Here is a 23,416-nt window from a genome sequence, read left to right as displayed (position 1 = left end):
GAATCCCCCTTGCGCAATCCGATGCGCGGCCTCGCGGCCGCAGCGGTGACCGCCGTCCTGCCGCTCACCCTCCTCGCCCCGCCGGCGCACGCCGACGCCCGCGCGGACGTCACCGGCCTGCGGGCCGACGACCTGTCCCGGGCGCTCGGCATCGACGACACCACCCCGCCCCTCACCTGGCAGCTGCGCGGCGGCCGGAACACCGCGCAGACCGCGTACCAGATCCAGGCCGCCACCAGCGAGAAGGCGCTGCACCGGAGCCGCCCCGACCTGTGGGACTCCGGCCGCGTCGCCTCCGCCGCCCAGCGCGCCGACTACGCCGGCAGGGCGCTCGGCAGCCGCACCCGCGTGTACTGGCGCGTCCGCGTGTGGACGGGCCCGAAGGCGTCCGGCTGGTCGTCGCCGTCCTGGTTCGAGACGGGCCTCACCGCGCAGAGCGACTGGCAGGGCCGCTGGATCGGCCAGAAGGACTGGCAGACCAGCACCAAGAAGCCCGACCCGATCGTGGTGAAGCTGCCGAAGACCACCGCCCGGTACGTCCGCCTCGACGTGACCAAGCTCGGCCTGCCCATGGTCGAGCAGGTGCCGGACGAGACGTACCGGCTCCAGCTCGCCGAGCTGGAGGTCCGCGACTCCGCCGACCCCGGCACGAACCTCGCCGCCGGGAGGACCGTCACCGCGTCCGACAACGGCGGCAACGTCAACCGCAAGTGGGGCACCCGCTACCTCACCGACGGGACGGAGACGACGAACCAGGAGTTCGCCGGCTGGTCCAGCTCCGCCTTCACCAAGGCGGACGTCTCCGACAAGCCGCTGACGCTGACCGTCGACCTCAAGGACGCCAAGGCGTTCGACGAGGTCCTGCTGTTCCCGCGCACCGACCAGCCCGCCGAGGGCGGGAAGGTCCCGTACGCGCCCGCCGACTTCACCGTCGGGACGTCCGACGCCGCCGACGGGGCGTTCGAGAACCGCGCGACCGTCACCGGGCAGGAACCGCCGCAGTCGCCGATCCCCGAGGCGCTGCCCATCTTCGCCAAGGACTTCGCGCTGCCGCGCGGCGTCCGCGACGCTCGCCTCTACGTCGCCGGGCTCGGCGTCTACGAGGCGCGGCTCAACGGCCGCCGCATCGGCGACGCCGAGCTCGAACCCGCCAACACCGCCTACGCCAAGCGCGTCCAGTACGCCACGTACGACGTCACGAAGATGCTGCGGCCCGGCGGCAACACGCTCGGCGTCGAACTCGGCAACGGCAGCGCCAACGTGATCTCCACGCCCGACCGGTACCGCAAGTTCGCCGGCACGATCAGCGACCCCAAGCTGATGGCGCAGCTCGAGGTCACCCTCGCCAACGGCCAGGTCGTGCGGGTCGCCAGCGACGGGACGTGGAAGACCGTCCTCGGGCCCGTCACCTTCTCCAACTGGTACGGCGGCGAGGACCACGACGCCCGCCGCGAGCGCCCCGGCTGGGACCGGCCCGGCGCGTCCCGCTCCGGCTGGGAGGACGCCGTCCCCGTGTCCGCGCCCGGCGCGCTCAGCGCGCGCGAGACCGAACCCGTCCGCGTCGTCGAGACGCTCCCCGGCAAGCAGGTCGGCTCCGGCGACGGCTACCAGGTGTTCGACGTGGGCCGCGTCATCGCCGGACGCCCCGAGATCACCGTGACCGCGCCCGCCGGCACCGCCGTGCGCGTCTACCCGTCCGAGAGCCTCAAGGACGGCCGCGCGAACCAGTCGATCAGCAACGTCGGCGCGCCGATCTGGGACCAGTACACGACCCGCACCTCCGGCGCCGAGACCTGGCATCCGCAGTTCTCCTACCACTCCTTCCGGTACCTGGAGGTCCGCGGCCTGCCCGCCGGCGCGACGGTCACCGTCCGCGGGCAGGCGCTCCGCAACGACACCGCGTCCGCAGGCACGTTCACCTCGTCCAACGACCTCGTCAACGGGATCCACGGGCTGATCAGGCGCGCCATCGAGAACAACATGCAGGGCATCCTCACCGACTGCCCGAGCCGCGAGAAGCTCGGCTGGCTGGAGCAGGACCACCTCGTCGGCGACGCCCTCGCCGCCAACTACGACGTACACGCGCTGCTGCGCAAGATCGTCCAGGACATGGCGGACGCGCAGACCGACACCGGCCTCATCCCGTCCACCGTGCCGGACTACACCGTCCTCGCCGGCGCCTACCGCGACGACCCCAACTGGGGCGGCGCGTTCGTCGTCGTCCCGTGGCAGCTGTACCAGAACTACGGCGACACCGAGACGATGCGCACCTACTACGCGCAGATGAAGAAGTACTCCGCCTACCTGGAGGCCCGCGCGACCGACGGGCTCACCGACTACAGCCTCGGCGACTGGTTCACGCCCGACCGGACGTTCCCGAAGATGGTGTCGGGCACCTACGGCTACTGGCGCGTCAACGACACCCTCGCCAAGATCGCCGGAGTGCTCGGTCAGACCGCCGACGCGGCCGCCTACAAGGCCAAGGCGGACCAGAGCGCGAAGTCCCTGGCCGCGAAGTACTACGACGCCTCCACCGGCACGTTCGCGGGCGGCGGCCAGGGTGCCGAGGCCATCGCCCTCGACATGGGCGCCGTGCCCGCGTCCGACCGGCAGAAGCTCCTCGACCACCTGGTGTCCAGCGTGCGGGACGCCGGCTACCACCTGCAGCTCGGCGAGATCTCGCTGCCGTCGGCGTTCCGCGTCCTGCCCGACGACGTCGTCTACCGGATCGCCACGCAGACCGACAGCCCCAGCTACGGCTACCAGGTCGTACACGGCAACACCGCGCTCGGCGAGTCCTGGGACGGCGGCAGCGGCCAGTCGCAGGACCACTTCATGCTCGGCTCGATCGACTCGTGGTTCACCTCCCGCCTCGCCGGGATCCGCCAGGCCGACGGCTCCACCGGCTACCGGAACCTGGTCGTCGACCCGGCCATCGTCGGCGACCTGACCAGCGCGTCCGCGACGCGGCGGACCCCGTACGGCGAGGTCCGCTCGTCCTGGACGCGCGACGGCGGCAAGGTCACCCTCACCGTCACGGTCCCCGCCGGCGGCACCGCCGAGGTCCACGTCCCCGGCACCGCCGACCCCGCCAAGGTCGGCCCCGGCACCTGGACCTTCCACGGCACCACCGCCTGACCACACCCGCGCCCGTCCTCCGCTCACCTCGCGGAGGACGGGCGCGCGGCGGGTCAGTGGGGGTTGGGGGACGGGGGGCGGTCGGTGAGGTGGACGCTTAGTTGGGCTGTTGAGGTCAGGACCGTGCCTGCTGGGGCTTGGGCCAGGGACGCGTTGGTGACGACGGTTCGCTGGCCGAGGTACAGGTAGGTCTTCGGGTCGAAGATGTACTCGTCGCGCTGCCCGCTGCCGGGGACGTCGAGGGACACGGCGACGCCCGTGCGGCCGGCGGCGTCCACGGCCTTGCCGACGGTCCGGACGCCCGGGATCGCGGCCGCCGCCCGGAACAGCGCCTTGCGCTGCGCGGCGGGCATGTACGCCTCGGTGAGCATGCCGCCGACGTTCTGCCACGCCTGCGCGTCGGCCTTCGGCCCGGTCCCGAGGTGGGAGTACAGGTGCCGGTACATGCCCGCGGGGTCGGCGGGCAGGCGGCTCAGGTAGGCGTAGTCGGTGCGCAGCCATTCGGCGCGGTGGTCGAAGTCGGCGGCCCTCTCCGGGCCGCTGTGCCCGGTCTCCCGGCGGGCCTCCGGCGGGAGCGGCTCGCCGGGATAGGGCCTGGGCGGCAGCGCGTCGGTCTCCAGGACGCCGCGCGTCGCGTCGCCGTCCACGGGCAGCCAGATCGTGCGGTTCGCGCGCGACAGGTACCGGGCGTGGCGGCCGTTCGCGCTGTTGGACTCCACCGGGTTCATGGTCACGGACCGGTAGACGAGGTACTGGCCGGGCTTCGGGTGCAGTTCCGGTGTCCGGCCCGCGGCGTCGGCGGCGTGCTGGAGCAGTTCGACGTGCGCCGCCGGCATCGTGCGGACGGCCGGGACGCGGTGCTCGTCCCCGCCGGCGACGGCCAGGCCCGCCGCCACGGCGGCCGCCGCGGTTCCGGCCGTCACGGCGACGGCGAGGCGGAGGCGCCGCGGCCTGCGCGGCTCCGGCCGCCCGGGCGCCGGGGCGAGCATCGCGGCCAGCAGCCGCTCCTCCTCCGCGCGCAGGTCGGACGGGCCCGGGCGGGGGACCTCGGCGCGGAACCGCTCGAGTCGGGTCATCTCATTCATGGACGGGCTCCTCGCTGACGATGGCCATGACGTCCGTCCCGGCGAGCTCCCGGCGCAGCTGCGCCCGGGCCCGGTTGAGCCGCGACCGGACCGTGCCGACGCGGACGCCGAGCGCCTGCGCGACCTCCGGGTAGCTGAGGCCCTCCCACGCCACCAGCAGCAGCGCGTCGCGGCGCCCCTTCGGCATCGCGGCCAGCGCCGCCGCCAGCCGCGGACCGGACGCCTCGGCGGTCAGCCGCTCGTCGCTGCGGTCGGTGAACGCCGCCGTCACCGGGTCGACGCCCGTGCGCCGCAGGGCGCGCAACTGCCGGACCTCCGCGCGGACGTGCCGTCCCATCAGGTTGGTGGCGATGCCGTACAGCCACGGCCGCGCGTTCGGGCGCGCCAGGTCGTAGGCGTGGCGCCGGCGGAACGCCGTCAGGAACGTCTCGGCGACGACGTCCTCGGCGGCGTCGCCGCCGAGCCTGCGGGTGACGTACCGCTTGATGTCGGGCGCGTGCCGGCGGAAGATCTCGGCGAACGCCTCCGGCTCGTGCCGGGAGCGTCCGATGAAGGAGGCGTCATCGGCCTCGGCCCGGCTCGTCTCGCTCATGTGGTGGGGCCTCTCGGCTCTGGATCGGGACGCCCCTTGTTGCCCGTCCGGGGCCGATCGGTTCCCGGGCCGTCAGCGGCCCACCGAGCCGTCGAGTCGTTCGCGCAGGATGTCGGCGTGGCCCGCGTGCCGGGCGGTCTCCTCGATCATGTGTACCAGCAGCCAGCGCATGGACGGCGGCGGCGTCTCGCGCAGCGACCTGGCGCCCGGACGGTCCAGGTCCGGGCATGCGGCGGCGATCGCGTCCGAGCGCGCGGCGGCCGCGCGGTAGCCGGCGACGATGTCCGCGGCCGTCTCGCCGGGCAGCGGCGGCTCGCCGTCGTCGAGCAGCGGCACGTCGGCGCCCTCGTACGCCCACACGAACCAGTTCAGCTCCGTGCGCGTGAGGTGCTTGACCAGGCCGAGCAGGCTCGTGCCGGACGGGACGCCGGGCGCGCGGGCCGCCTCGTCGGGGACGCCGGACGCCTTGGCCACGACGGCGTCCCGCAGGTAGCGCAGGAACGCCAGCAAGGTCGTCGGTTCGTCGGCGTTCAGGCTGGGCGGACGAAGGTCCCCGCGCGGTTCGTTCATCGCACCACCCTAGGGCGGTGTCACGTCGTGAACGTCCAGCGGGTGGCGGCGTACGGCTCGACGAACGCGACGCCGATCGCGGCGTGGACGGTGAAGCGGTACAGGTGCCACGGCGGCGGGCCGGCGCTCTGCGCGCTGTACGGGGCGGTGAACGCGTCGCCGTCGACCTGGGCGGGCCAGCCGCCCTCGCGGTAGGCGGCGGCGACCGGTTCGAGGACGGCCGGGTCGGTGACCCGCGCCGCCGCGCCTTCGAGGACGAGGTCCAGGCCCTCCAGCCGGGCGGACAGCGTGCACGCCGGGTTCGCGGCGAGGTTGCGGGACTTGCGCGTGCCGGGGCCGCTGGTGAAGTACAGGTCGCCGTCGTGCCACAGGGCGCCGATGCCCGCCGAGTGGGGGCGGCCGTCCGGGCGGACCGTGCCGAGGAAGACGGGCGTCTCCATCCGCGGGAGGCCCTTGACCAGCGCGGTGCGGGCCCGCTCCCAGGGCATGGGGCCGCCGCTGTCGTAGATGTCGAGGTCGCTGACGTCGACGGGTTCGCGGTCGGTCATGCTGCTCACCTCTCGTTTCGCGGGTCGTCGGGAGATATGACCGGCGGGCGGCCGGGAACTCATCGCGGGCGCGGATTTGACCTCAAGGTGGGTTGAGGTGTGAGCGTTGCCGGGAGCGAAGGGAGACGCTGATGAAGGTCGTGCGCGTGACGCGGTTCGGTGGCCCGGAGGTGCTGGTGGCGGGGGAGGCGCCGGAGCCGGCCGCCGGCCCGGGGCAGGTGGTCGTCGCGGTGGCGGTCGCCGAGATCAACTTCGTGGAGACCCAGCTGCGGCGGGGCATCACGCCGGGGCCGCCGCTGCCGGAGCCGCCGTACGTGCCGGGCGGCGGGGTGGCCGGGCGGGTGGCCGCGATCGGGGACGGCGTCGCGCCGGAATGGCTGGGCAGGCGCGTCACCACCGGCACCGCGGGCCGGCTGGGCGGCAACGCGGAGCGGGCCGTCGCGGACGTGGACGACCTCGTCCCGGTGCCGGACGGCCTGGACCTGGCCGAGGCGGCGGCGCTGCTGCACGACGGCGGGACGGCGCTCGGCCTGTTCGACGGCGCGGGGGTCCGCGCGGGCGACCGGGTGCTGGTCGAGGCGGCGGCGGGCGGGCTGGGGAGCCTGCTCGTGCAGCTGGCGCTGTCGGCGGGGGCGCGGGTCGTCGGCGCCGCGCGGGGTGAGGCGAAGCTCGCGCTGGTCCGGGAGCTGGGCGCGGAGGCCGTCGACTATTCGGAGCCGGGCTGGGCGAAGCGGGTGCTGGACGCGACGGGCGGGTTCGACGTGGTGTTCGACGGCGTGGGCGGCGAGATCGGCCGCGAGGCGTTCGGCGCGACGGCCCGGGGCGGACGGTTCTCGGTACACGGGGCGTCCGCCGGCGCGGCGACGGTGATCCCGCCGGAGGAGGCGGCGGAGCGCGGCGTGACGGTGTTCGGGATCGAGCAGCTCATGGGGTTCGGGGACGGGGCGAAGGAGCGGGTGCGGCGGGCGCTGGACGCGGCCGCGGCGGGCCGGATCCGCCCGGTCATCGGGCGGCGGCTGCCGCTGGAGCGCGCCGCCGACGCGCACGCGGCGATGGAGGCCCGGTCGGTGGTGGGCAAGACGCTCCTCGTCGTGTGAGGACGGCCCCGGCCGCGCCCGCGGTGTCGCGGCCGGGCCGTCCAGCGTCATGCCAGCAGGGAAAGCTCCAGGTGCGCCGAGACGATCCAGTTCGGCGCGTCCACGACCTCGGAGATCTTCAGGTCGGCGGCGACGCTCGCCAGCAGGTAGGCGTCGACCGGGGCCATGCCGGTGCGGGCCGCGACCTCCGCGACGAGGGCGCGCGCCGCGTCCCTGGACGCCTCCATGAGGTCGGGGCCGATGCCGGTGGTGACGAGCGCGGCGCCGGTCCGCTGCGTGCGCGGGTCGGTCTCGATCACCGGGGTGGACGGGGCGGCGCCGCGGCGCACGTCCACGCGGAGCCGGACGGCCGCGTCGGTCTCGACGCCGGTGCCGCAGACCTCGCCGTCGCCCATCGCGGCGTGCGCGTCGCCGAGGGACAGCAGCGCGCCGTCCACGCCGACGGGCAGGACGAGCCGGGCGCCGGGGCCGATGTGCCGGACGTCCATGTTGCCGCCCCAGCGGCGCGGCGGGACGATCGAGTGCGCGCCGGGCTCGGGCGGCGCGACGCCGATCGTGCCGATCATCGGGACGACCGGGACGCGCATCCCGGGCAGCAGCTCGGCGGCCCCGTCGGCGATCGTCGAGACGCGCAGGTGGGCGTCCGGGAAGTCGTCGGCGAGCAGGCCGAAGCCGGGGATGCAGGCCGTCCAGCCCCAGCCGCCGACCGCCATGTCCAGGACGTCGATGACCAGGGCGTCGCCGGGTTCGGCGCCCTCGACGAGGAACGGGCCGGTGACGGGGTTGACCCGGCCGAAGTCGAGCGCGGCGACGTCGGCGGCGCCGGAGGCGGGGCCGAGCTGCCCGCCGCTCGCGTCCGTGGTCTCGACGGTGAGCTCGGCGCCGGGGGCGATCGCCGCGATCGGCGCGATCGCGTTGTCCCAGGCGTTGTGCACGCTGGTGCGGGGGAAGTGCATCAGTCCTCCAGCTTCAGGTCGGTCCCGCGGCCGGAGCGCCGGTAGAACAGCAGCACCAGCGCCCCGAGGACGAGCCAGCAGATCCCGCCGATCTTCGCGCGGGAGTCGGCGTTCCACAGCACCGAACCGATGATCACGAAGCCGATCGCGGGGGCGAGGATGTGCAGCCCCCAGCGGGTGCTCCGGTTCCGCAGCTTGAAGTGCACGAACACGGCGACGTGCAGGAGCAGGAACGAGAACAGCGCGCCGAAGTTGACCAGCGACGACAGGACGTCGATCTGGCCGGTGAAGAACAGCCCGAGCACCAGGGAGATCACCGCGACGAACAGGATCGCGCGCTCGGGCGTCTTCCGCGTCGGGTGGATGTGGGCGAGGAACGCGGGCAGCTTGCGGTCCCGCGCCATGCTGAACAGCAGCCGGGACGTGGCGGCCTGCGCGACGAGGGAGTTGGCGATGCCGGTGGCGAGGGCCGCGGCGACCGCGACGGTGACCTTCAGCCAGTGCCCGCCGGCGATCTGCGCGATGTCGTAGAACGCAGAGTTGGTGGCGTCGTCGCCGGCGAACTCGGTCGTGCCGGGGACGAGCAGCGCCGCCACCCACGTCTGCACCACGAACAGGACCGCGACCAGGCACAGCGCCACGACGGTCGCGCGGCCGACGATCTTGCGTCCGGTGTCGCGGACCTCCTCCGACAGGGTGGAGATCCCGTCGAAGCCGAGGAAGCTCAGCACCGCGATCGACAGCGCCCCGAAGATCAGCCCGGGGGTGAGCAGGCCGGGCTTGAGCAGCGGGTCGAAGGAGAAGTGCGCGCCGTTCTTGCCCTGCGCCACGGCGGCCAGGCCGAACCCGACGAACAGCGCGAGCACCACCAGCTCGGCGAACAGGAACAGCCGGTTCAGCCGCGCCGTCGACTCGATGCCCAGGAAGTTGATCACCGTGTTGACCAGCACGAACACGATGACCCACGCCCACTGCGGGACGGCCGGCAGCAGCGAGTTCAGCGCCGCCGCGCTCATCACGTACAGCAGCGTCGGGACGAGCAGGTAGTCCAGCAGGATCGCCCAGCCGGCGAGGAAGCCGACCTTGTCGTTGATGCCGCGCCCGGCGTAGGCGTACACGGACCCGGCGATCGGGAACGCCCGCGACATCTCCCGGTAGCTGAGCGCGGTGAACAGCATCGCGACCAGGCCGATGACGTAGGTGAGCGCGACCATGCCCTTGGAGCCGTTGAACACGACGCCGAAGATGGTGAACGGCGCGATCGGCACCATGAACACCAGGCCGTAGATCACCAGGTCGGCCAGGCTGAGCGAGCGCTTGAGTTCCTGGTCGTAGCCGAACGCCTTCAGCGTCCCCTCGGCCGACTCGGCGGCGGGGGGCGCGGCGGATCCGGGGGAGGCGCCGGAGGGCGCGGGGTTGGGGCCGGCGGTCGTCATCACGCGCCTTTCCGGGTCAGAGGGCGGGGTCGTGGGCGTCGAGGAACGCGCCGACGGCGGACATGCAGGCCGCGCGCTCCTCGACGTGCGGCATGTGGCTGGAGTCCTCGAAGACCTGCCAGCGGGCGCCGGGGATGCGGTCGGCGTAGGGGCGGACGGCTTCGGGCGTCGCCTCGTCGTGCCGTCCGGAGATGATCAGGGTGGGGGCGGCGATCCGCTCGAGCCGGTCGACGATCGTCCAGTCCCGCAGGGTACCGACGACGTGGAACTCGCTGGGCCCGTTCATCGTGTGGTAGACGGTCGGGTCGGCGTCGATCGCGGCGAACGTGCGGGCGACCTCGTCGGGCCAGGGGATCCGGCAGACGTGCCGGTCGTAGAAGACCCGCATGGCCTCGGCGTACTCGCCCGAATCGGTGGTGCCGGCGGCCTCGTGCTCGCGGAGCACCGCCTCCACCTCGGCGGGCAGCGCCGCGCGCAGCCCGGCGGCGGCCTCCAGCCACAGCGGCATCGACGCGGGCGAGTTCGCGATCACCAGGGAGCGCAGGCCGGTGGGCCGCCGCACGGCGTGCTCGGCGCCGAGCATCCCGCCCCAGGACTGGCCGAGCAGGTGGTAGCCGCCGGCGATGCCGAGATGGGCGAGCAGGTTGTCCAGCTCGTCGAGGAACAGGCCGACGGTCCAGAAGTCCGCACCCGCGTCGGGCAGGTGGGTGGAGCGGCCGTTGCCGAGCTGGTCGTAGTGGATCACCTGGCGGCCGGTCGCCGCGGCGAGGTCGGCGAAGGCGAGCACGTAGTCGTGGGTGCAGCCGGGCCCGCCGTGCAGCACGACGAGCGGCGCCTTCCCCGAGCCGGACGGGCCGGACGCGCCGGACGCGCTCGACGGGCCGGACGGGCCGGTGACGCGGTACCAGGTGCGGTGGCCGCGGAAGGGGGCGTGGCCCTCGGCGGTCGCCGGTGCGATCACGCATACCTCCTCTGAGCTGGGCGAACCCCGGTCCGGCGGGGCGGCGGCGGGGCGGCGGGCGCGGTGGCCGCGCGGCCGGATGCGAGACTATGCGGTAAAAGGTCTGATTTCTAGACCTTTGCAGGAAGTTATCGTTTCCGGCGTGGGCGGCGGACCGGAGGGACGGGGGAGCATGGAGCACGAGGCGCTCGGACCGCTGCGTCCCGCGACCACCGGCGAGCAGGTCGCGCACCGGCTCGCGACGGCGATCGCGCTCGGCGAGTTCAGCCTCGGCGACCGGCTGCCCAGCGAGCGCGACCTCGCCGCGCTGCTCCAGGTCAGCCGGGAGAGCGTGCGCGCGGCGCTGCGCCGGCTCGCCGGCTCGGGACTGGTCGAGATCCGGCGCGGGCGGGGCGGCGGCGCCTTCGTCCGCGCGGAATGGGGCGAGGCCAGCGAGGGCGCGGTGCGCAGCGCGCTGCTGGAGCGCTGGACGGAGTTCGAGGAGCTGTTCGACTACCGGCGGCTCGTCGAGAGCCTGATCGCCCGCACCGCCGCCGAGCGCGCCGACGACGCCGACCGCGCGGCGATCGCCGAGGCGCTCGCCCGGTTCGACGCCGCCGCGACGCCCGGCGAGGCCCGCGAGCACGACGTCCGGCTGCACGCCGCGGTCGCCAGGGCCACCCGCAACGCGCGGCTCGTCGGGCTGCACGAGCGGCTGCTGTCGGAGGTCAGCCTCGGCGTGTCCGCCGAGCCGTACACGTGGGCGATCTACGAGGAGGCCAAGCCGCACCACCACGCGCTCGCCGAGGCGATCGCGCGCGGCGACGGCGACGCGGCCGCCCGCATCGCCGGCCACCACTTCGCGATCACCGAGGACGCGCTCCGCCGGCTCGCCGAACGCGTCCGGCCGCCCGGCACGCCCTGACGGGGCGCCGGATCACTCGTCCCCGGTCGGCAGGTTGTAGGCGATCAGCGCGGCGGACGCGCCGGCGACGTCGAGCTCGGTGACCGCGCAGTTGCGGACCCGCGGGAACACCCGCCGGTAGGACGACAGCGGGACGCCGAGCAGCTCGCACAGCGTCAGCCGCAGCAGCGTGCTGTGCGTGACGACCAGGACGCGCGCGCCCGGCTCCGCGTCGGCGATGTGGCGCAGCACGCCCGCGCCGCGCGCGGCGGCCTTGACCGGGTCCTCGGCGCCGGGGAACGGCGAACCGGCCGGGTCGGCGCGGAACGCGGCGACCTCGTCCGCGGGCATCTCCGCGAGCACCCGCCCCTCGGCGGCGCCGAAGTCGACCTCGCTCAGGTCGGTGTCGACCTTCAGCGGCAGCCCGAGCGCGTTCGCGGCGGGCGCCGCGGTGCCGCGGGCGCGGCCGAGCGGCGACGCCCACACCGCCCCGATCTCCCGGCCGGCCGCCCAGCGCCCGAGGGCGGCGGCCTGCCGGCGGCCCCGCTCGCTCAGCGCGACGTCGCTGACGCCCGCGTACCGGTTCTCCTCGTGCCACACGGTCTCGCCGTGCCGTGCCAGATAGAGCGTCGTCACCCGTGTCCCCCGGTCGCAGCGTTCCACCCCGATGTGCGCGCCGTCCCAGTATGCCGGTGCGAGCCGGCTCACAGGTTCGGTCCCCGATCTGCTGGGCACGGCTTTCCTGGCACGGCGGAGTCCGGACCGGCGGATTCCAGGCAGGAACCATCCGAAGGGGGAGGACCATGACCGTACCGGACGTCAGGCTCAACGACGGGGCCATGATGCCGCAGCTCGGCTTCGGGGTGTTCCAGGTGTCCGACGAGGAGGCCGAGCACGCCGTGGAGGTCGCGCTGCGCGACGGCTACCGCAGCGTCGACACCGCCAGCGCCTACGGCAACGAGGAGGGCACGGGCCGCGCGCTGCGCGCGTCCGGGCTGCCGCGCGACGAGCTGTTCGTCACCACCAAGCTGTGGAACAGCGACCAGGGGTACGACCGGACGCTCCGGGCGTTCGACGCCAGCATGCGCCGCCTCGGCCTGGACTACCTCGACCTGTACCTGATCCACTGGCCGATGCCGGGCCACGACACCTACATGGACACCTGGCGGGCGTTCGAGAAGCTCAAGGAGGACGGCCGGATCCGCTCGATCGGCGTCTCCAACTTCACCGTCGACGCGCTGCGCCGCGTGATGGACGAGTCCGGCACGGTGCCTGCGGTCAACCAGATCGAGCTGCACCCCTACTTCCAGCAGGACGGCCTGCGCGCGTTCCACCAGGAGCACGGCATCCACACCGAGGCGTGGGCGCCGCTCGGGCAGGGCCAGGGCCTGCTGGACGACCCGGCGCTCGCCCGCATCGCGCAAGCGCACGGCCGGACCCCGGCGCAGGTGGTGCTGCGCTGGCACCTGCAGGTCGGCAACGTGGTGATCCCGAAGTCGGTGACGCCGCGGCGGATCGCCGAGAACATCGACGTGTTCGGCTTCGACCTCGGCCCGGACGACATGAAGGCGATCGCCGAGCTGGACAAGGGCACCCGGGTCGGCCCCGACCCGGCCACCTTCGAGATGGCCTGATCCCCGCGGGGCGTCAGCGCTTCTCGCCGACGCCCACGAGCCCGGCGAACCGCTCGCCGTCGGTCCGGACGCCGCCGTCCAGCCACTCGCGCGGGCCGGTCAGCCCGGGCGGCAGCAGCTCGAACCCGTCGAAGAAGCCGCGGATCCGCGCGGACGGCCGGGCGCCGAGGGGCGCGCTGGCGTCCGCGTAGACCCGTTCGGCCTCCGCCATCGCCTCCGGGAACGCGTCGGTGGCCAGGTGCGACAGGACGAGCCGGCTGCCCGGCGCGAGCGCGTCGCGGTACCGGGCGACGAGCGCGGCGGGGTCCTCGGCGTCGTCCACGAAGTGGAGCACCGACACCAGCATCACCGCGACCGGCGCGGAGAAGTCGATCATCTCGCGGACCGTGGGGTGCGCCATGATCTCGCCGGGCCGGCGCAGGTCGCCCTGGACGAACCCGACGTGCGCCGCGTCCGCGAGCAGCGCCCGTCCGTGCGCGCACACGACCGGGTCGTTGTCGACGTAGACGGTCCGCGCCTCCGGCCGGACCTCCCGGACGGCCTCGTGTACGTTCTCCCGCGTCGGGAGCCCGGAGCCGAGGTCGAGGAACTGCGCGATCCCGGCGCGCGCGGCGTCCCGCACCGCCTCGCGCAGGAACGCCCGGTTCAGCCGGACGCCGCGCACGACCCGGCCCTCGGAGATCTCCACGATCCGCGCGGCGGCCTCCCGGTCGGCGGCGAAGTTGTCCTTGCCGCCGAGCCAGTAGTCGTACATCCGCGCGACGTTGGGGGTGCCGGGGTCGAGGTCCGCGGTGGCGTCGGTCACGCGGACATGATCCTCTGGCCGCCGGGGGCGGGCAACCGGAACGCCGGAGGCGGCCAGCGGCCGGTCAGGGCCGGTCAGGGGCGGCGGCGCCAGGCGGCGAGGGCCGCGTCGACGTCGGCGCGGATGCGGTCGCGCGCCGCGCGGCGCGGCACCCCGGACATCAGCAGCGCGTCGTAGCCGGTGTCAAGGTGCCGGATCGAGGCGATCACGGCGAGCGTGACGGCGTCCGCGTCGAGGTCGCGGCCCGCCGCGGTGCGGCCGACCCGGCCGCTGCCGCGCAGCCCGGCGTGCCGGGCGATCTCCTCGGCGCGGCCGGGCGGGCAGCCGGGGAACAGCCGGACGATCTCGGCGGCCATCCGGGCCTGGAAGTCGGCGTCCTGCCCGGCGCGGCGCTCCCGGTCGCGCTCGCGGCGGCGGGCGCGCGCGTCCTCGTCGGCGAGGCACTGCTCCTCGGCGCGCTCCAGCGCCGCCTCCTCGACCAGCACGCCGCGCCGCTCGTAGCGCTTGCGGCGCCGGTTGTGCCGGACGACGACGGCCGACAGCCCGCTCTCCTTCTTCGCGCGGCGGCTCAGCGCGGCGTTCCCGGACGGCAGGAACACCAGGTGCCCGAGGTCGGCGCAGTCCAGGCAGAGCGGCTCGCCGTCCTCGACGGCCTGGAACCCGCCGGGGGAGTGGCAGCCCGGGCACGTCCAGTCGCCCGGCGGCATCAGGACGGTGATGTCGGGCGCCTTGGCCTGCCGGGCGGCGAGGCGCTCGCGCTGCGCGGGCGTCAGGTCGGGGGACAGCCAGTGCGTGCGGTGGTCGCGTTCGGCGGCGGCGCGCCCGGCGGCGGTGAAGCGCAGCTCGCGGTGGTCGCGGGTGGCGGCGGGGTAGGGGGTCTCGGCGGGCTCCAGGCCGTTCGCCTCGGCCCAGGCGCGCAGGGCGCGCAGCGCGGCGGCGATCTTGTCGGGGCGGACGGTCATCGCGGCGTGCAGGTGGTCGTGCCGCCCCTGCCGCCACTCGTCGACGGTCGCGGTCCGGATCCAGCCGAGCCGGACGAACACGTCCACGGGCGCGACGGTCCGGGACCGCTTCAGCAGCTCACCGGCGGCGTCCGACACCCGGCGCGCCAGCCGGGACTCCTGCACCTCGCTCACGGCGGCCCACGCTATCGGACCCCTCGGACGGTCCCCTCCGACCTGCGCGAATGACGAAAAGTCACGCAGCGTAACGTTCCGTGCATGGGGGATGACCGAGCGAGCTGGACGGGCCCGGGCGGCCTGCGGGTGACGGCCGTGCGGCTGTCGGGGGCGCACGGGGTGTGGGCCGCGCTCGCGGGCGTGCGCGGCGGTGACGCGTTCCTCGTGACGCGGGACGGCGAGATCGTCGGCTACTACGCCACCGTGGAGGACCTGGCGGGCGTGCTCGACCTGGCCGACCTGCACGCCGACTAGGCCGCGCCCGCGCCGCTCACGGAAGATTCCGGGCATTCGCCGCTTGCGGGAATGCGCCCCGTCGTGTAATCGTTTACAACAACACGATGTAAACGATTACAAGAGCGTTTCCGAGGGAGGTGGCGCCGTGGCCGGGGTGAAGGACGTCGCACGGCTCGCCGGCGTCTCCGTCGCGACCGTCTCGCGCGTCCTCAACGACAGCGCGCCGGTCACCGAGGCGACCCGGGCCCGCGTCCTCGCGGCCGTCGACGAGCTCGGCTACCGGCCGAACGCCGTCGCCCGCTCGCTGCGCACCGACACCACCCGCACGATCGGGCTGGTCATCGGCGACATCCTCAACCCGTTCTTCACCGAGCTGGCCCGCGCGATCGAGGACCAGGCGCGCGCGTCCGGCTACTCGGTCGTCATCGGCAACGCCGACGAGCGGCCCGAGCGCCAGGACCACTACGTCCGGACCCTCCTGGAGCAGCGGGTCGACGGCCTGCTGCTGTGCCCCACGGCGGAGATCACGCCGCTGGTGCGCGACGTCGTCGGCGGCGGCGGGCCGCTGGTGTTCCTCGACCGGACGCTGCCCGGCCTGGACGTCCCGACGGTCCGCGCCGACGGCACCGCCGCGATCGGCGCGCTGGTGGACCACCTGGCGCGGCTCGGGCACCGGCGGATCGCGTTCGTGTCGGGCCCCGCGCTGCTGTCCACCGGCCGCGAGCGGACCGAGGCGTTCACGGCCGCGCTGGAGGCGGCCGGGCTCCCCGTCCGGCCCGAGTACCTGGAGGCCGGCGACTTCCAGGCGGCGAGCGGGCGGGCCGCCGCCGCCCGGCTGCTGGACCTGCCCGAACCGCCCGAGGTGATCTTCGCGGGCGACAACCTGATGGCGCTCGGCGCGCTCGACGAGATCCGCGCGCGCCGGCTGGCGATCCCCGGGGACGTGGGGATCGCCTCCTACGACGACGTCCCGTGGTTCGCCCATGTGGACCCGCCGGTCACCGCGATCGGCCAGCCCGTCCAGGAGCTCGGCAGGCGCGCGGTGCGCGCGCTGCTGGAGCGGATCGAGGGCCGTCCGGTGGAGCCGGTCGTGCTGGACGCGCGGCTGGTCGTGCGGCGCTCCTGCGGCGAACCCGGCGTGCAAGGCAACGAGAGGGAAGGGAGTGGCCGCCCATGAGCCTGCCTGCCGAGAAGGAGATCCTCCGGGTGCGCGGGCTGCGCAAGGCGTTCCCGGGCGTGCTCGCGCTCGACGGCGTCGACTTCGGCCTGCGGCCCGGCGAGGTGCACGTGCTGCTCGGCGAGAACGGCGCCGGCAAGAGCACGCTGATCAAGACGCTGTCCGGCGCGCACCGCCCCGACGCCGGGACCATCGAGGTCGACGGCCGCGAGGTGGAGATCCGCACGGCGCAGGACGCCGAGCGGCTCGGCATCGCGACCATCTACCAGGAGTTCAACCTCGTCCCGGAGATGACGGTCGCCGAGAACCTGTTCCTCGGCCGCCAGCCGCGCCGGTTCGGCCTCCTCGACCGCAGGGCGATGAACGCCGCCGCGCGGGACCTGCTCGCGAAGGTCGGCGTCCAGGCCGACCCGGACGACCGGATGGCGGGCCTCGGCATCGCGCGCAGCCAGATGGTGGAGATCGCCAAGGCGCTGAGCCTGGACGCCCGCGTGCTGATCATGGACGAGCCGACCGCGGTGCTCACCACCGGCGAGGTCGACCGGCTGTTCGGCATCGTCGCGCGGCTCCGCGAGCAGGGCGTCGCGGTCATCTTCATCACCCACCACCTGGAGGAGATCCCGCGGATCGGCGACCGCGTGACGGTGCTGCGCGACGGCAGGTCCGTCGCGGAGGTGCCGGCGGACACGCCCCGCGACGAGCTCGTCCGGCTGATGGTGGGCCGCTCGATCGACCAGCAGTACCCGCGCGAGCGCACCGAGGCCGGCCCGCCGCTGCTCCAGGTCAAGGGACTGACCCGGGACGGCGTCTTCGAGGACGTGTCGTTCGAGGTCCGCGCGGGCGAGGTCGTCGGGCTGGCCGGGCTGGTCGGCGCGGGCCGCACCGAGGTCGCCCGCGCGATCTTCGGCGCGGACCGTCCCGACCGCGGCGAGGTCATCGTCGACGGGCGGTCGCTGCCGCCCGGCGACGTCCACGCGGCGATGGAGGCCGGGGTCGGGCTCGTCCCCGAGGACCGCAAGGGCCAGGGCCTGGTGCTCGGCGCCGACGTCCAGGAGAACCTCGGCCTCGTCACGCTCGGCCGGTCCAGCCGCGGCGGGCTCGTCGACCGGGCCGGGCAGCGCGCGGACGCCGGCGCGATCGCCGGGAAGCTGAACGTGCGGATGAGCGGGCTGCGGCAGGAGGTCCGCACCCTGTCCGGCGGCAACCAGCAGAAGGTCGTGATCGGCAAGTGGCTGCTCGCCGACGCGAAGGTGCTCGTGCTGGACGAGCCGACGCGCGGCATCGACGTCGGCGCGAAGGTCGAGATCTACGAGCTGATCAACACGCTCACCGCCTCCGGGCACGCGGTGCTCATGATCTCCAGCGACCTGCCCGAGGTGCTGGGGATGAGCGACCGCGTGCTGGTGATGGCGCGGGGCCGGCTGGCCGGCGAGCTGCCGGCGGCCGAGGCGACGCAGGACGCGGTGATGGCGCTCGCCGTCGCCGGTCCGGGCGGCGCCGGGGAGAACGACGAGGAGAACGACGATGTCCACTGAGACGTTGCGCAAGCGGCCGCAGGGGCCGCGGTCCGGCGGCGCGGCGCGCGCCGCGGGCCGGCTGCTGGGCGAGAACGGCGCGCTGGCCGGGCTGATCATCCTGGTGGTCGCGCTGGCCATCGCGTCCGGCGACTTCCTGACCGTCACCAACCTGCTGAACGTCGGGGTCCAGGCGGCGGTCGTCGCGATCCTGGCGTTCGGGTCGACGTTCGTCATCGTCACCGCCGGGATCGACCTGTCGGTCGGCGCGGTCGCCGCGCTGTCGGCGGTGGTGCTGGCCTGGACGGCGACGCAGCACGGCCTGCCCTGGCCGCTCGCGCTGATCGCCGCGATCCTGGTCGGCGTCGTCGCCGGCCTGGTCAACGGCGCGCTGATCACCTACGGGAAGCTGCCGCCGTTCATCGCGACGCTGGCGATGCTCGGCGTCGCGCGCGGCCTCGCGCTCGTCATCTCCGACGGCAGCCCGATCGCGTTCCCCGGCGCGGTCACCCACCTCGGCGACACGATCGGCGAGTACCTGCCCGTCCCGGTCATCGTGATGATCGTGATGGGGCTGCTGACCGCGCTGATCCTCGCCCGCACCTACAGCGGCCGCGCGATGTACGCGATCGGCGGCAACGAGGAGGCCGCGCGGCTGTCCGGCATCCGGGTGGACCGGCAGAAGCTCGTCACGTACGCGCTGGCCGGCGCGTTCGCGGCCGTCGCCGGGGTCGTGCTGGCGTCGCGGCTCGCCTCGGCGCAGCCGCAGGCCGCCAACGGCTACGAGCTGGACGCGATCGCCGCCGTCGTGATCGGCGGCGCGAGCCTGTCCGGCGGCAAGGGCAAGGCGTTCGGCACCCTGGTCGGCGCGCTGATCCTCGCGGTCCTGCGCAACGGCCTGAACCTGCTGTCGGTGTCGGCGTTCTGGCAGCAGGTCGTCATCGGCGTGGTGATCGCGGCGGCGGTCCTGCTGGACACGGTCCGGCGGCGCGGCCTGCGGGTCCGGCCCGCGACGTTCTGGGCGGGCGGCGCCGCGGTCGTCGCGGTCATCGTCGCGCTCGCCGCGGTCGTCGCGACCACCGGCGGGAACGACTCCAAGTCCGGCGGCGCGGCCGGCGGCGGCTCGGTGAAGATCGGGCTGTCGGTGTCCACGCTGAACAACCCGTTCTTCGTCCAGTTCCGCCAGGGCGCGCAGGACGAGGCGAAGAAGGTCGGCGTCACCCTGACGATCGGCGACGCGCAGAACGACGCGTCGCAGCAGGTCAACCAGGTGCAGAACTACACCAGCCAGGGCATGAAGGCGATCATCGTCAACCCGGTGGACTCCGACGCCGCGGCGCCCGCGGTGAAGGCCGCGAACCGGGCGGACATCCCCGTCGTCGCCGCCGACCGGACCGTCAACGGCGCGAAGGTCGAGCAGCTCGTGGCGTCCGACAACGTCGCGGGCGGCAGGGACGCCGCCGCGCAGATGGCGAAGCTGCTCGGCGGCAAGGGCAAGATCGTCGTGATCCAGGGGCAGCCGGGCACCTCCGCCTCCCGCGAGCGCGGGCAGGGCTTCGGCGAGGGCCTCAAGCAGTACCCCGGCATCCAGGTCGTCGCCAGGCAGCCCGCCGACTTCGACCGGACGAAGGGCCTGGACGTCATGACGAACCTGCTCCAGTCGCACCCCGACGTCAACGGGGTGTTCGCCGAGAACGACGAGATGGCGCTCGGCGCGATCAAGGCGCTCGGCGGCAAGGCCGGCAAGCAGATCAAGGTCGTCGCGTTCGACGGCACGCCGGACGGCATCAAGGCCGTCCAGGCCGGCACGCTGAACGCGACCGTCGCCCAGCAGCCCCGGCTGCTCGGCAAGATGGCCGTGGACAGCGCGCTCAAGGCGGCCAGGGGCGGCACGCTGGTCGCCAACGCCCCGGTGCCGGTGAAGATCGCCACGCCGGAGAACGCCGCCCAGTTCGCCACCCAGTAGAAGGCTCGCCGCAGTAGAAGGCTCGCCACGCAGCGGAAGGGGAGTGTCGTGCCGGATCAGTACGACGTCGTCGTGGTCGGCTCGGTCAACGCGGACCTGGTGGTCGGCGTCGACCGGCGGCCCGCGCCGGGGGAGACCGTCCTCGGCTCCGACCTCGCCACCCACCCGGGCGGCAAGGGCGCCAACCAGGCGGTCGCCGCCGCCCGGCTCGGCGGCCGGGTCGGGATCGTCGGCCGGATCGGCGACGACGGGCACGGCGCGCTGCTGCGCGGCGCGCTCGCCGGCGCCGGCGTCGACCTGGCGCACCTGGCCGTCACGCCGGGCCCGACCGGCGTCGCGCTGATCACCGTCGGGCCGGACGGCGACAACAGCATCATCGTCTCGCCCGGCGCCAACGCCCGGCTCACCCCGGACGACGTCGCCGCGGCCCGCGACATGATCGCCGCCGCGGCCGTGGTGACGTTCCAGCTCGAGGTGCCGATGCCCGCGATCGAGGCCGCCGCCCGCGCGGCGGCCTCGGCGGGCGCCCGCGTCGTGCTGAACCTGTCGCCGACCGCGCCCGTCCCCGCCGAGGTCCTCGCGCTCTGCGACCCCCTCGTCGTCAACGAGCACGAGGCCGCGTGGCTGCTCGGCGGGCCCGGCGAACCGGAGCGGATGGCCCGGGCGCTCCTGCGCTCCGGCCCCCGCTCGGCCGTCATAACCCTCGGCGCGGACGGCGTCGTCGTCGCCGACGCCGAGGCCACGGCGACGATCCCGTCGCCGAAGGTGGAGGCCGTCGACACCACCGGCGCCGGCGACGCGTTCACCGCCGCGCTCTGCCTCCGCCTCGCCCGCGGCGACGCCCTGCCGGACGCGGCCCGCTACGCCACCCGCGTCGGCGCCGCCGCCGTCCGCAAGCCCGGCGCCCAGACCAGCTACCCCACCCCCGGAGACCTCCCCGACTGAGAGGTCAGCGGGTGGTGCGGGCCCGCAGGTGGTAGAGGTCGTCCGCCACGTCGTGGACGTCCGCGCCGAGGTCGAACGCGCTGAACAGGTGCAGGTCGTCGGCCGTCTCGATCTCCAGCATCCGGGTGTGCAGCAGCAGGCGGCGGCGCTCGTCCACCCGGATCGCCGTCACCGCGTCCCACGGGACGCGGCGGTGCCCCGCGTAGCCGGTGACGACCGTCACGCCGTCCCGGTCGGCGGCCACCCGGACGGGCGCCAGCAGGTCCCGCAGCGCGACCGCCGCGAGGCCGAGCGCCGCGACGCCCGCCAGCAGCAGCCGCTCCGAGTCGCCGCCGCTGAGCGCGGCCAGCGCCGCGACCGCGGCGGCCGCCGCGCACTTGGCGCCGACGACCTTGGGCGGGACCCGCCAGCGCCGCACCTCGTGCCCGTCCATGGGCCCCACCGTAGTGGTAAGCGTGTTCCGTCCCGTGAAGGCCGGTCTGGCGTTCCCGCCGCGCGGGTGTCCGATACCGTCGAATACATGCGACTCGGCGTGCTGGACGTGGGCTCGAACACGGTGCACCTGCTGGTGGTGGACGCCCACCTCGGGGCCCGCCCGCTGCCCGCGTTCTCCCACAAGGCGGAACTGCGCCTCGCCGCGCACCTGGAGGAGGGCGACCGGCTGTCGGAGCGGGGCGAGCGCCTGCTCCGCGAGTTCGTCGACGAGGCCCTGCAGGTCGCCGAGGACAAGGGCGTCGAGGACCTGGTCGCGTTCGCCACCTCCGCCGTCCGCGACGCCGCCAACGGCGAGGAGGTCCTCGACCGGATCCGCCGCGAGAAGCGGATCGGCATCGACGTGCTGTCCGGCGAGGACGAGGCGCGGCTGACGTTCCTCGCCGTCCGCCGCTGGTTCGGCTGGTCGTCCGGGCGGCTGCTGGTGGTCGACATCGGCGGCGGCTCCCTGGAGATCGCGTCCGGCATCGACGAGGAGCCGGACGCGGCGTTCTCGCTGCCGCTCGGCGCGGGCCGCCTCACCCGCGACTGGTTCACCGCCGACCCGCCGCCCGCCGACGAGGTCCGCGCGCTGCGCCGGCACGTCCGCGCGGAGATCGCCCGGCACGTCGGGGAGGTGTCCCGGTACGGGCCCGCCGACCACGCGGTGGCGACGTCCAAGACGTTCCGGCAGCTCGCCCGGATCGCGGGCGCGGCGCCCTCGGCCGATGGACCGTACCAGCGGCGCGTCCTGCAGGACTCCGACCTCACCGACTGGACCGAGAAGCTCGCGAAGCTGACGTCCGCCGAACGCGCGGAGCTGCCCGGGGTGTCGGAGTCGCGGGCGCCGCAGCTGCTCGCCGGCGCGATCGTCGCGGACGCGGCGATGGACCTGTTCGAGCTGAAGGAGCTGGAGATCTGCCCCTGGGCGCTGCGGGAGGGCGTCATCCTCCGCCGCATCGACCACGCGTCGCCGCTGGGGTCGGGCCGCTAGGCGGCCCGACCGCGCCGGCGGCCGCTCCGGGCCCTCACGACCAGCTCGGGTGGCCGAGGACGTGGCCGGCCGGGGTGAGCACCCGGTCACCGGTGCCGTCGGCCTTGATGGCGTGGATCACCGGCGTGCCGACCGGGCCGCGGACGTAGCAGAGCCAGCGGCCGTTGCGGGACCAGCCCGGGTCCATGTCGTGGTCGGCGCCGCTGGTGAGCGCGCGGCCGTGGGAGCCGTCGGCGTCCATCACCCAGATGTCGCTCGTCGCGGACGGCCCGCGCGTGTAGGCGATCTTCGTGCCGTCCGGTGACCATTCCGGGTCGACCGAGCGGACGCCGTCCTTGGTCACCCGCACCCACGGCCGCGAGGGATGGTCGGGGTCGAGGGTGTAGATCTGCTCGACGCCGTCCTTCTTGCTCCAGAAGACGATCTGCCCCTTGGACGACCACATCGGGTCGTCCTTGGCGGAGCCGTCGTCGGTCAGCCGGGTGACCGTGCCGTTCGCGAGGGTGACCGTGAAGATCTGGTGGGTGCCGCCGGAGCCGCCCATGTAGGCCAGGCGGGTGCCGTCCGGCGACCAGGTCACCCGGCCGCCCGCGATGTCGGCGACCTTGTGCACGTGGCTGCCGTCGGCGTTCATGACCTGGGCGGAGGAGGCCCCGTCGCCGGACCGGGTGAACGCGATGAGCCGCCCGTCCGGTGAGCGTTCGGGGAGGACGTCGCAGGCCGGGCCCTCGACGAGCGGGGTGGGCGCGGCGGCGCCGGGCGTGTAGGTGCCGATGTCGGCGTGGCACTCCTTCGGCCATCCGGCCGCGGTGTCGATCCGCACCAGCATCGGCTCGGTGGGGAATCCGGTGGCGGGCGCGGCCCCGCTGGAGTTCTTGCCCTTGTGGTCGTCGGGGCGGGTGAGGAGGTAGGCGCCGCCGGCCGCGACCAGGGCGACCGCGAGCGCGGCGGCCGCCGCCGCGATCACCGGTTTGCGGCGGTCGCGGCGGTCGTGCCGGACGGGCGGCGGGGCGGCCCCGTGGGACGGCGTGGTCCGGGCGTGCGGGATCTGCCGCAGGCGCTCGCTCTCGGGCGTCGGCGCGGTCTGGGCGAGCTCGTTCGCGGGCGTGGTCGCCGGATGCGGCGCCGGCCCCGCGCCGCCGCCAGGGGGTCCTGGCCTCGCACTGCCGCCGGGGGATCCGGGGCCCGCGCCGCCGCCGGGCGGGTACGGCGCTGGCCCCGCGCCACCC

At 74.6% G+C, this 23,416-nt stretch carries 21 protein-coding genes and 1 pseudogene; 10 read left to right on the top strand and 12 right to left on the bottom strand.

The window, feature by feature from the left end; all coding sequences use genetic code 11:
- Positions 1–9: 9 nt before the first annotated feature.
- Positions 10–3,138: a family 78 glycoside hydrolase catalytic domain gene (locus F9B16_RS30075; RefSeq protein ID WP_225992061.1), complete on the top strand. Its 3,129-nt coding sequence runs from the start codon at positions 10–12 to the stop codon at positions 3,136–3,138.
- Between the two features lie 53 nt (positions 3,139–3,191).
- On the opposite strand, the gene F9B16_RS30070 is transcribed toward F9B16_RS30075, so the two are convergent.
- From F9B16_RS30070 to F9B16_RS30055, 4 genes are all read right to left on the bottom strand, one after another.
- A complete protein-coding gene (locus F9B16_RS30070; protein WP_225992060.1) occupies positions 3,192–4,223 on the bottom strand; it encodes a CU044_5270 family protein in 1,032 nt (343 codons plus the stop codon).
- Positions 4,216–4,815 carry an RNA polymerase sigma factor gene (locus F9B16_RS30065; RefSeq protein WP_151543583.1) on the bottom strand — a complete coding sequence of 200 codons (600 nt, stop codon included), beginning with the start codon at positions 4,813–4,815 and terminating at the stop codon, positions 4,216–4,218. Before F9B16_RS30065 ends, F9B16_RS30070 begins: the two co-directional genes overlap by 8 nt.
- Positions 4,816–4,887: 72 nt before the next feature.
- Positions 4,888–5,385, bottom strand: coding sequence for a DinB family protein (locus F9B16_RS30060; RefSeq protein WP_151543582.1), 498 nt, complete (start codon positions 5,383–5,385; stop codon positions 4,888–4,890).
- 20 nt (positions 5,386–5,405) lie between these two features.
- Positions 5,406–5,933 (bottom strand): pyridoxamine 5'-phosphate oxidase family protein, encoded by a 528-nt coding sequence (locus F9B16_RS30055; protein WP_151543581.1) that lies wholly within the window; start codon positions 5,931–5,933, stop codon positions 5,406–5,408.
- A 131-nt stretch (positions 5,934–6,064) separates the two neighbouring features.
- Here F9B16_RS30055 and F9B16_RS30050 point away from each other — a divergent pair, with 131 nt between their 5' ends.
- Entirely contained in the window at positions 6,065–7,030 is a 966-nt protein-coding gene (locus tag F9B16_RS30050; RefSeq protein WP_151543580.1) for a zinc-binding dehydrogenase, read from the top strand.
- Positions 7,031–7,077: 47 nt separating this feature from the next.
- Here F9B16_RS30050 and F9B16_RS30045 read toward each other — a convergent pair whose 3' ends face one another.
- The 3 genes from F9B16_RS30045 to F9B16_RS30035 are packed head-to-tail and all read right to left on the bottom strand — an operon-like array spanning position 7,078 to position 10,383.
- Complete coding sequence (locus tag F9B16_RS30045) at positions 7,078–7,986, bottom strand: acetamidase/formamidase family protein (RefSeq protein ID WP_151543579.1); 909 nt, start codon at positions 7,984–7,986, stop codon at positions 7,078–7,080.
- Complete coding sequence (locus F9B16_RS30040; RefSeq protein ID WP_151543578.1) at positions 7,986–9,422, bottom strand: APC family permease; 1,437 nt, start codon at positions 9,420–9,422, stop codon at positions 7,986–7,988. Before F9B16_RS30040 ends, F9B16_RS30045 begins: the two co-directional genes overlap by 1 nt.
- A gap of 16 nt (positions 9,423–9,438) precedes the next feature.
- Positions 9,439–10,383 carry a proline iminopeptidase-family hydrolase gene (locus F9B16_RS30035; RefSeq protein ID WP_225992059.1) on the bottom strand — a complete coding sequence of 315 codons (945 nt, stop codon included), beginning with the start codon at positions 10,381–10,383 and terminating at the stop codon, positions 9,439–9,441.
- Between the two features lie 142 nt (positions 10,384–10,525).
- Here F9B16_RS30035 and F9B16_RS30030 point away from each other — a divergent pair, with 142 nt between their 5' ends.
- Positions 10,526–11,287: a FadR/GntR family transcriptional regulator gene (locus tag F9B16_RS30030; protein WP_151543577.1), complete on the top strand. Its 762-nt coding sequence runs from the start codon at positions 10,526–10,528 to the stop codon at positions 11,285–11,287.
- 12 nt (positions 11,288–11,299) lie between these two features.
- Here the strand turns inward: F9B16_RS30030 and F9B16_RS30025 are convergent, their stop codons facing one another.
- Positions 11,300–11,974, bottom strand: coding sequence for a histidine phosphatase family protein (locus F9B16_RS30025; RefSeq protein ID WP_318839266.1), 675 nt, complete (start codon positions 11,972–11,974; stop codon positions 11,300–11,302).
- Positions 11,975–12,069: 95 nt separating this feature from the next.
- On the opposite strand from F9B16_RS30025, the gene F9B16_RS30020 reads away from it, so the two are divergent.
- On the top strand, positions 12,070–12,900 hold the full coding sequence (locus F9B16_RS30020; RefSeq protein WP_151543576.1) for an aldo/keto reductase: 831 nt from the start codon (positions 12,070–12,072) through the stop codon (positions 12,898–12,900).
- Positions 12,901–12,913: 13 nt separating this feature from the next.
- Here F9B16_RS30020 and F9B16_RS30015 read toward each other — a convergent pair whose 3' ends face one another.
- Together F9B16_RS30015 and F9B16_RS30010 are read right to left on the bottom strand one after the other, a co-directional pair.
- Positions 12,914–13,705 carry an SAM-dependent methyltransferase gene (locus F9B16_RS30015; protein ID WP_151543575.1) on the bottom strand — a complete coding sequence of 264 codons (792 nt, stop codon included), beginning with the start codon at positions 13,703–13,705 and terminating at the stop codon, positions 12,914–12,916.
- Between the two features lie 74 nt (positions 13,706–13,779).
- Complete coding sequence (locus tag F9B16_RS30010) at positions 13,780–14,841, bottom strand: DUF2293 domain-containing protein (protein WP_225992058.1); 1,062 nt, start codon at positions 14,839–14,841, stop codon at positions 13,780–13,782.
- A gap of 84 nt (positions 14,842–14,925) precedes the next feature.
- Between F9B16_RS30010 and F9B16_RS30005 the strand changes: the two genes are divergently transcribed.
- The 5 genes from F9B16_RS30005 (at position 14,926) to F9B16_RS29985 (ending at position 20,722) form a co-directional block, all read left to right on the top strand.
- Entirely contained in the window at positions 14,926–15,138 is a 213-nt protein-coding gene (locus F9B16_RS30005; protein ID WP_151543574.1) for a hypothetical protein, read from the top strand.
- Positions 15,139–15,265: 127 nt separating this feature from the next.
- Positions 15,266–16,297 (top strand): LacI family DNA-binding transcriptional regulator, encoded by a 1,032-nt coding sequence (locus F9B16_RS30000; protein WP_151543573.1) that lies wholly within the window; start codon positions 15,266–15,268, stop codon positions 16,295–16,297.
- Positions 16,294–17,832 carry a sugar ABC transporter ATP-binding protein gene (locus F9B16_RS29995; RefSeq protein ID WP_151543572.1) on the top strand — a complete coding sequence of 513 codons (1,539 nt, stop codon included), beginning with the start codon at positions 16,294–16,296 and terminating at the stop codon, positions 17,830–17,832. The genes F9B16_RS30000 and F9B16_RS29995 overlap by 4 nt, the downstream gene beginning before the upstream one ends.
- A complete protein-coding gene (locus F9B16_RS29990; protein ID WP_151543571.1) occupies positions 17,822–19,777 on the top strand; it encodes an ABC transporter permease/substrate-binding protein in 1,956 nt (651 codons plus the stop codon). Before F9B16_RS29995 ends, F9B16_RS29990 begins: the two co-directional genes overlap by 11 nt.
- 48 nt (positions 19,778–19,825) lie before the next feature.
- Positions 19,826–20,722 (top strand): ribokinase, encoded by an 897-nt coding sequence (locus F9B16_RS29985; protein ID WP_151543570.1) that lies wholly within the window; start codon positions 19,826–19,828, stop codon positions 20,720–20,722.
- 4 nt (positions 20,723–20,726) lie between these two features.
- On the opposite strand, the gene F9B16_RS29980 is transcribed toward F9B16_RS29985, so the two are convergent.
- Positions 20,727–21,155 carry a PH domain-containing protein gene (locus F9B16_RS29980; protein WP_151543569.1) on the bottom strand — a complete coding sequence of 143 codons (429 nt, stop codon included), beginning with the start codon at positions 21,153–21,155 and terminating at the stop codon, positions 20,727–20,729.
- Between the two features lie 87 nt (positions 21,156–21,242).
- On the opposite strand from F9B16_RS29980, the gene F9B16_RS29975 reads away from it, so the two are divergent.
- Positions 21,243–22,187, top strand: a complete 945-nt coding sequence (locus tag F9B16_RS29975; RefSeq protein WP_151543568.1) for a Ppx/GppA phosphatase family protein — start codon at positions 21,243–21,245, stop codon at positions 22,185–22,187.
- A 34-nt stretch (positions 22,188–22,221) separates the two neighbouring features.
- On the opposite strand, the pseudogene F9B16_RS29970 reads toward F9B16_RS29975, so the two are convergent.
- Positions 22,222–23,416: pseudogene (locus F9B16_RS29970) on the bottom strand (PD40 domain-containing protein); the annotation flags it as partial.

Source organism: Actinomadura montaniterrae (assembly GCF_008923365.1).
GTDB classification, from domain to species: domain Bacteria; phylum Actinomycetota; class Actinomycetes; order Streptosporangiales; family Streptosporangiaceae; genus Spirillospora; species Spirillospora montaniterrae.
This window is presented reverse-complemented; position numbering and strand designations above follow the sequence as displayed.

Excerpts from the sequence above, each read along its gene's own strand:
- F9B16_RS30070 (WP_225992060.1), bottom strand. The coding sequence starts at position 4,223 with ATGAATGAGATGACCCGACTCGAGCGGTTCCGCGCCGAGGTCCCCCGC.
- F9B16_RS30065 (WP_151543583.1), bottom strand. The coding sequence starts at position 4,815 with ATGAGCGAGACGAGCCGGGCCGAGGCCGATGACGCCTCCTTCATCGGA.
- F9B16_RS30060 (WP_151543582.1), bottom strand. The coding sequence starts at position 5,385 with ATGAACGAACCGCGCGGGGACCTTCGTCCGCCCAGCCTGAACGCCGAC.
- F9B16_RS30055 (WP_151543581.1), bottom strand. The coding sequence starts at position 5,933 with ATGACCGACCGCGAACCCGTCGACGTCAGCGACCTCGACATCTACGAC.
- F9B16_RS30050 (WP_151543580.1), top strand. The coding sequence starts at position 6,065 with ATGAAGGTCGTGCGCGTGACGCGGTTCGGTGGCCCGGAGGTGCTGGTG.
- F9B16_RS30045 (WP_151543579.1), bottom strand. The coding sequence starts at position 7,986 with ATGCACTTCCCCCGCACCAGCGTGCACAACGCCTGGGACAACGCGATC.
- F9B16_RS30040 (WP_151543578.1), bottom strand. The coding sequence starts at position 9,422 with ATGACGACCGCCGGCCCCAACCCCGCGCCCTCCGGCGCCTCCCCCGGA.
- F9B16_RS30020 (WP_151543576.1), top strand. The coding sequence starts at position 12,070 with ATGACCGTACCGGACGTCAGGCTCAACGACGGGGCCATGATGCCGCAG.
- F9B16_RS30005 (WP_151543574.1), top strand. The coding sequence starts at position 14,926 with ATGGGGGATGACCGAGCGAGCTGGACGGGCCCGGGCGGCCTGCGGGTG.
- F9B16_RS29995 (WP_151543572.1), top strand. The coding sequence starts at position 16,294 with ATGAGCCTGCCTGCCGAGAAGGAGATCCTCCGGGTGCGCGGGCTGCGC.
- F9B16_RS29990 (WP_151543571.1), top strand. The coding sequence starts at position 17,822 with ATGTCCACTGAGACGTTGCGCAAGCGGCCGCAGGGGCCGCGGTCCGGC.
- F9B16_RS29980 (WP_151543569.1), bottom strand. The coding sequence starts at position 21,155 with ATGGACGGGCACGAGGTGCGGCGCTGGCGGGTCCCGCCCAAGGTCGTC.
- F9B16_RS29975 (WP_151543568.1), top strand. The coding sequence starts at position 21,243 with ATGCGACTCGGCGTGCTGGACGTGGGCTCGAACACGGTGCACCTGCTG.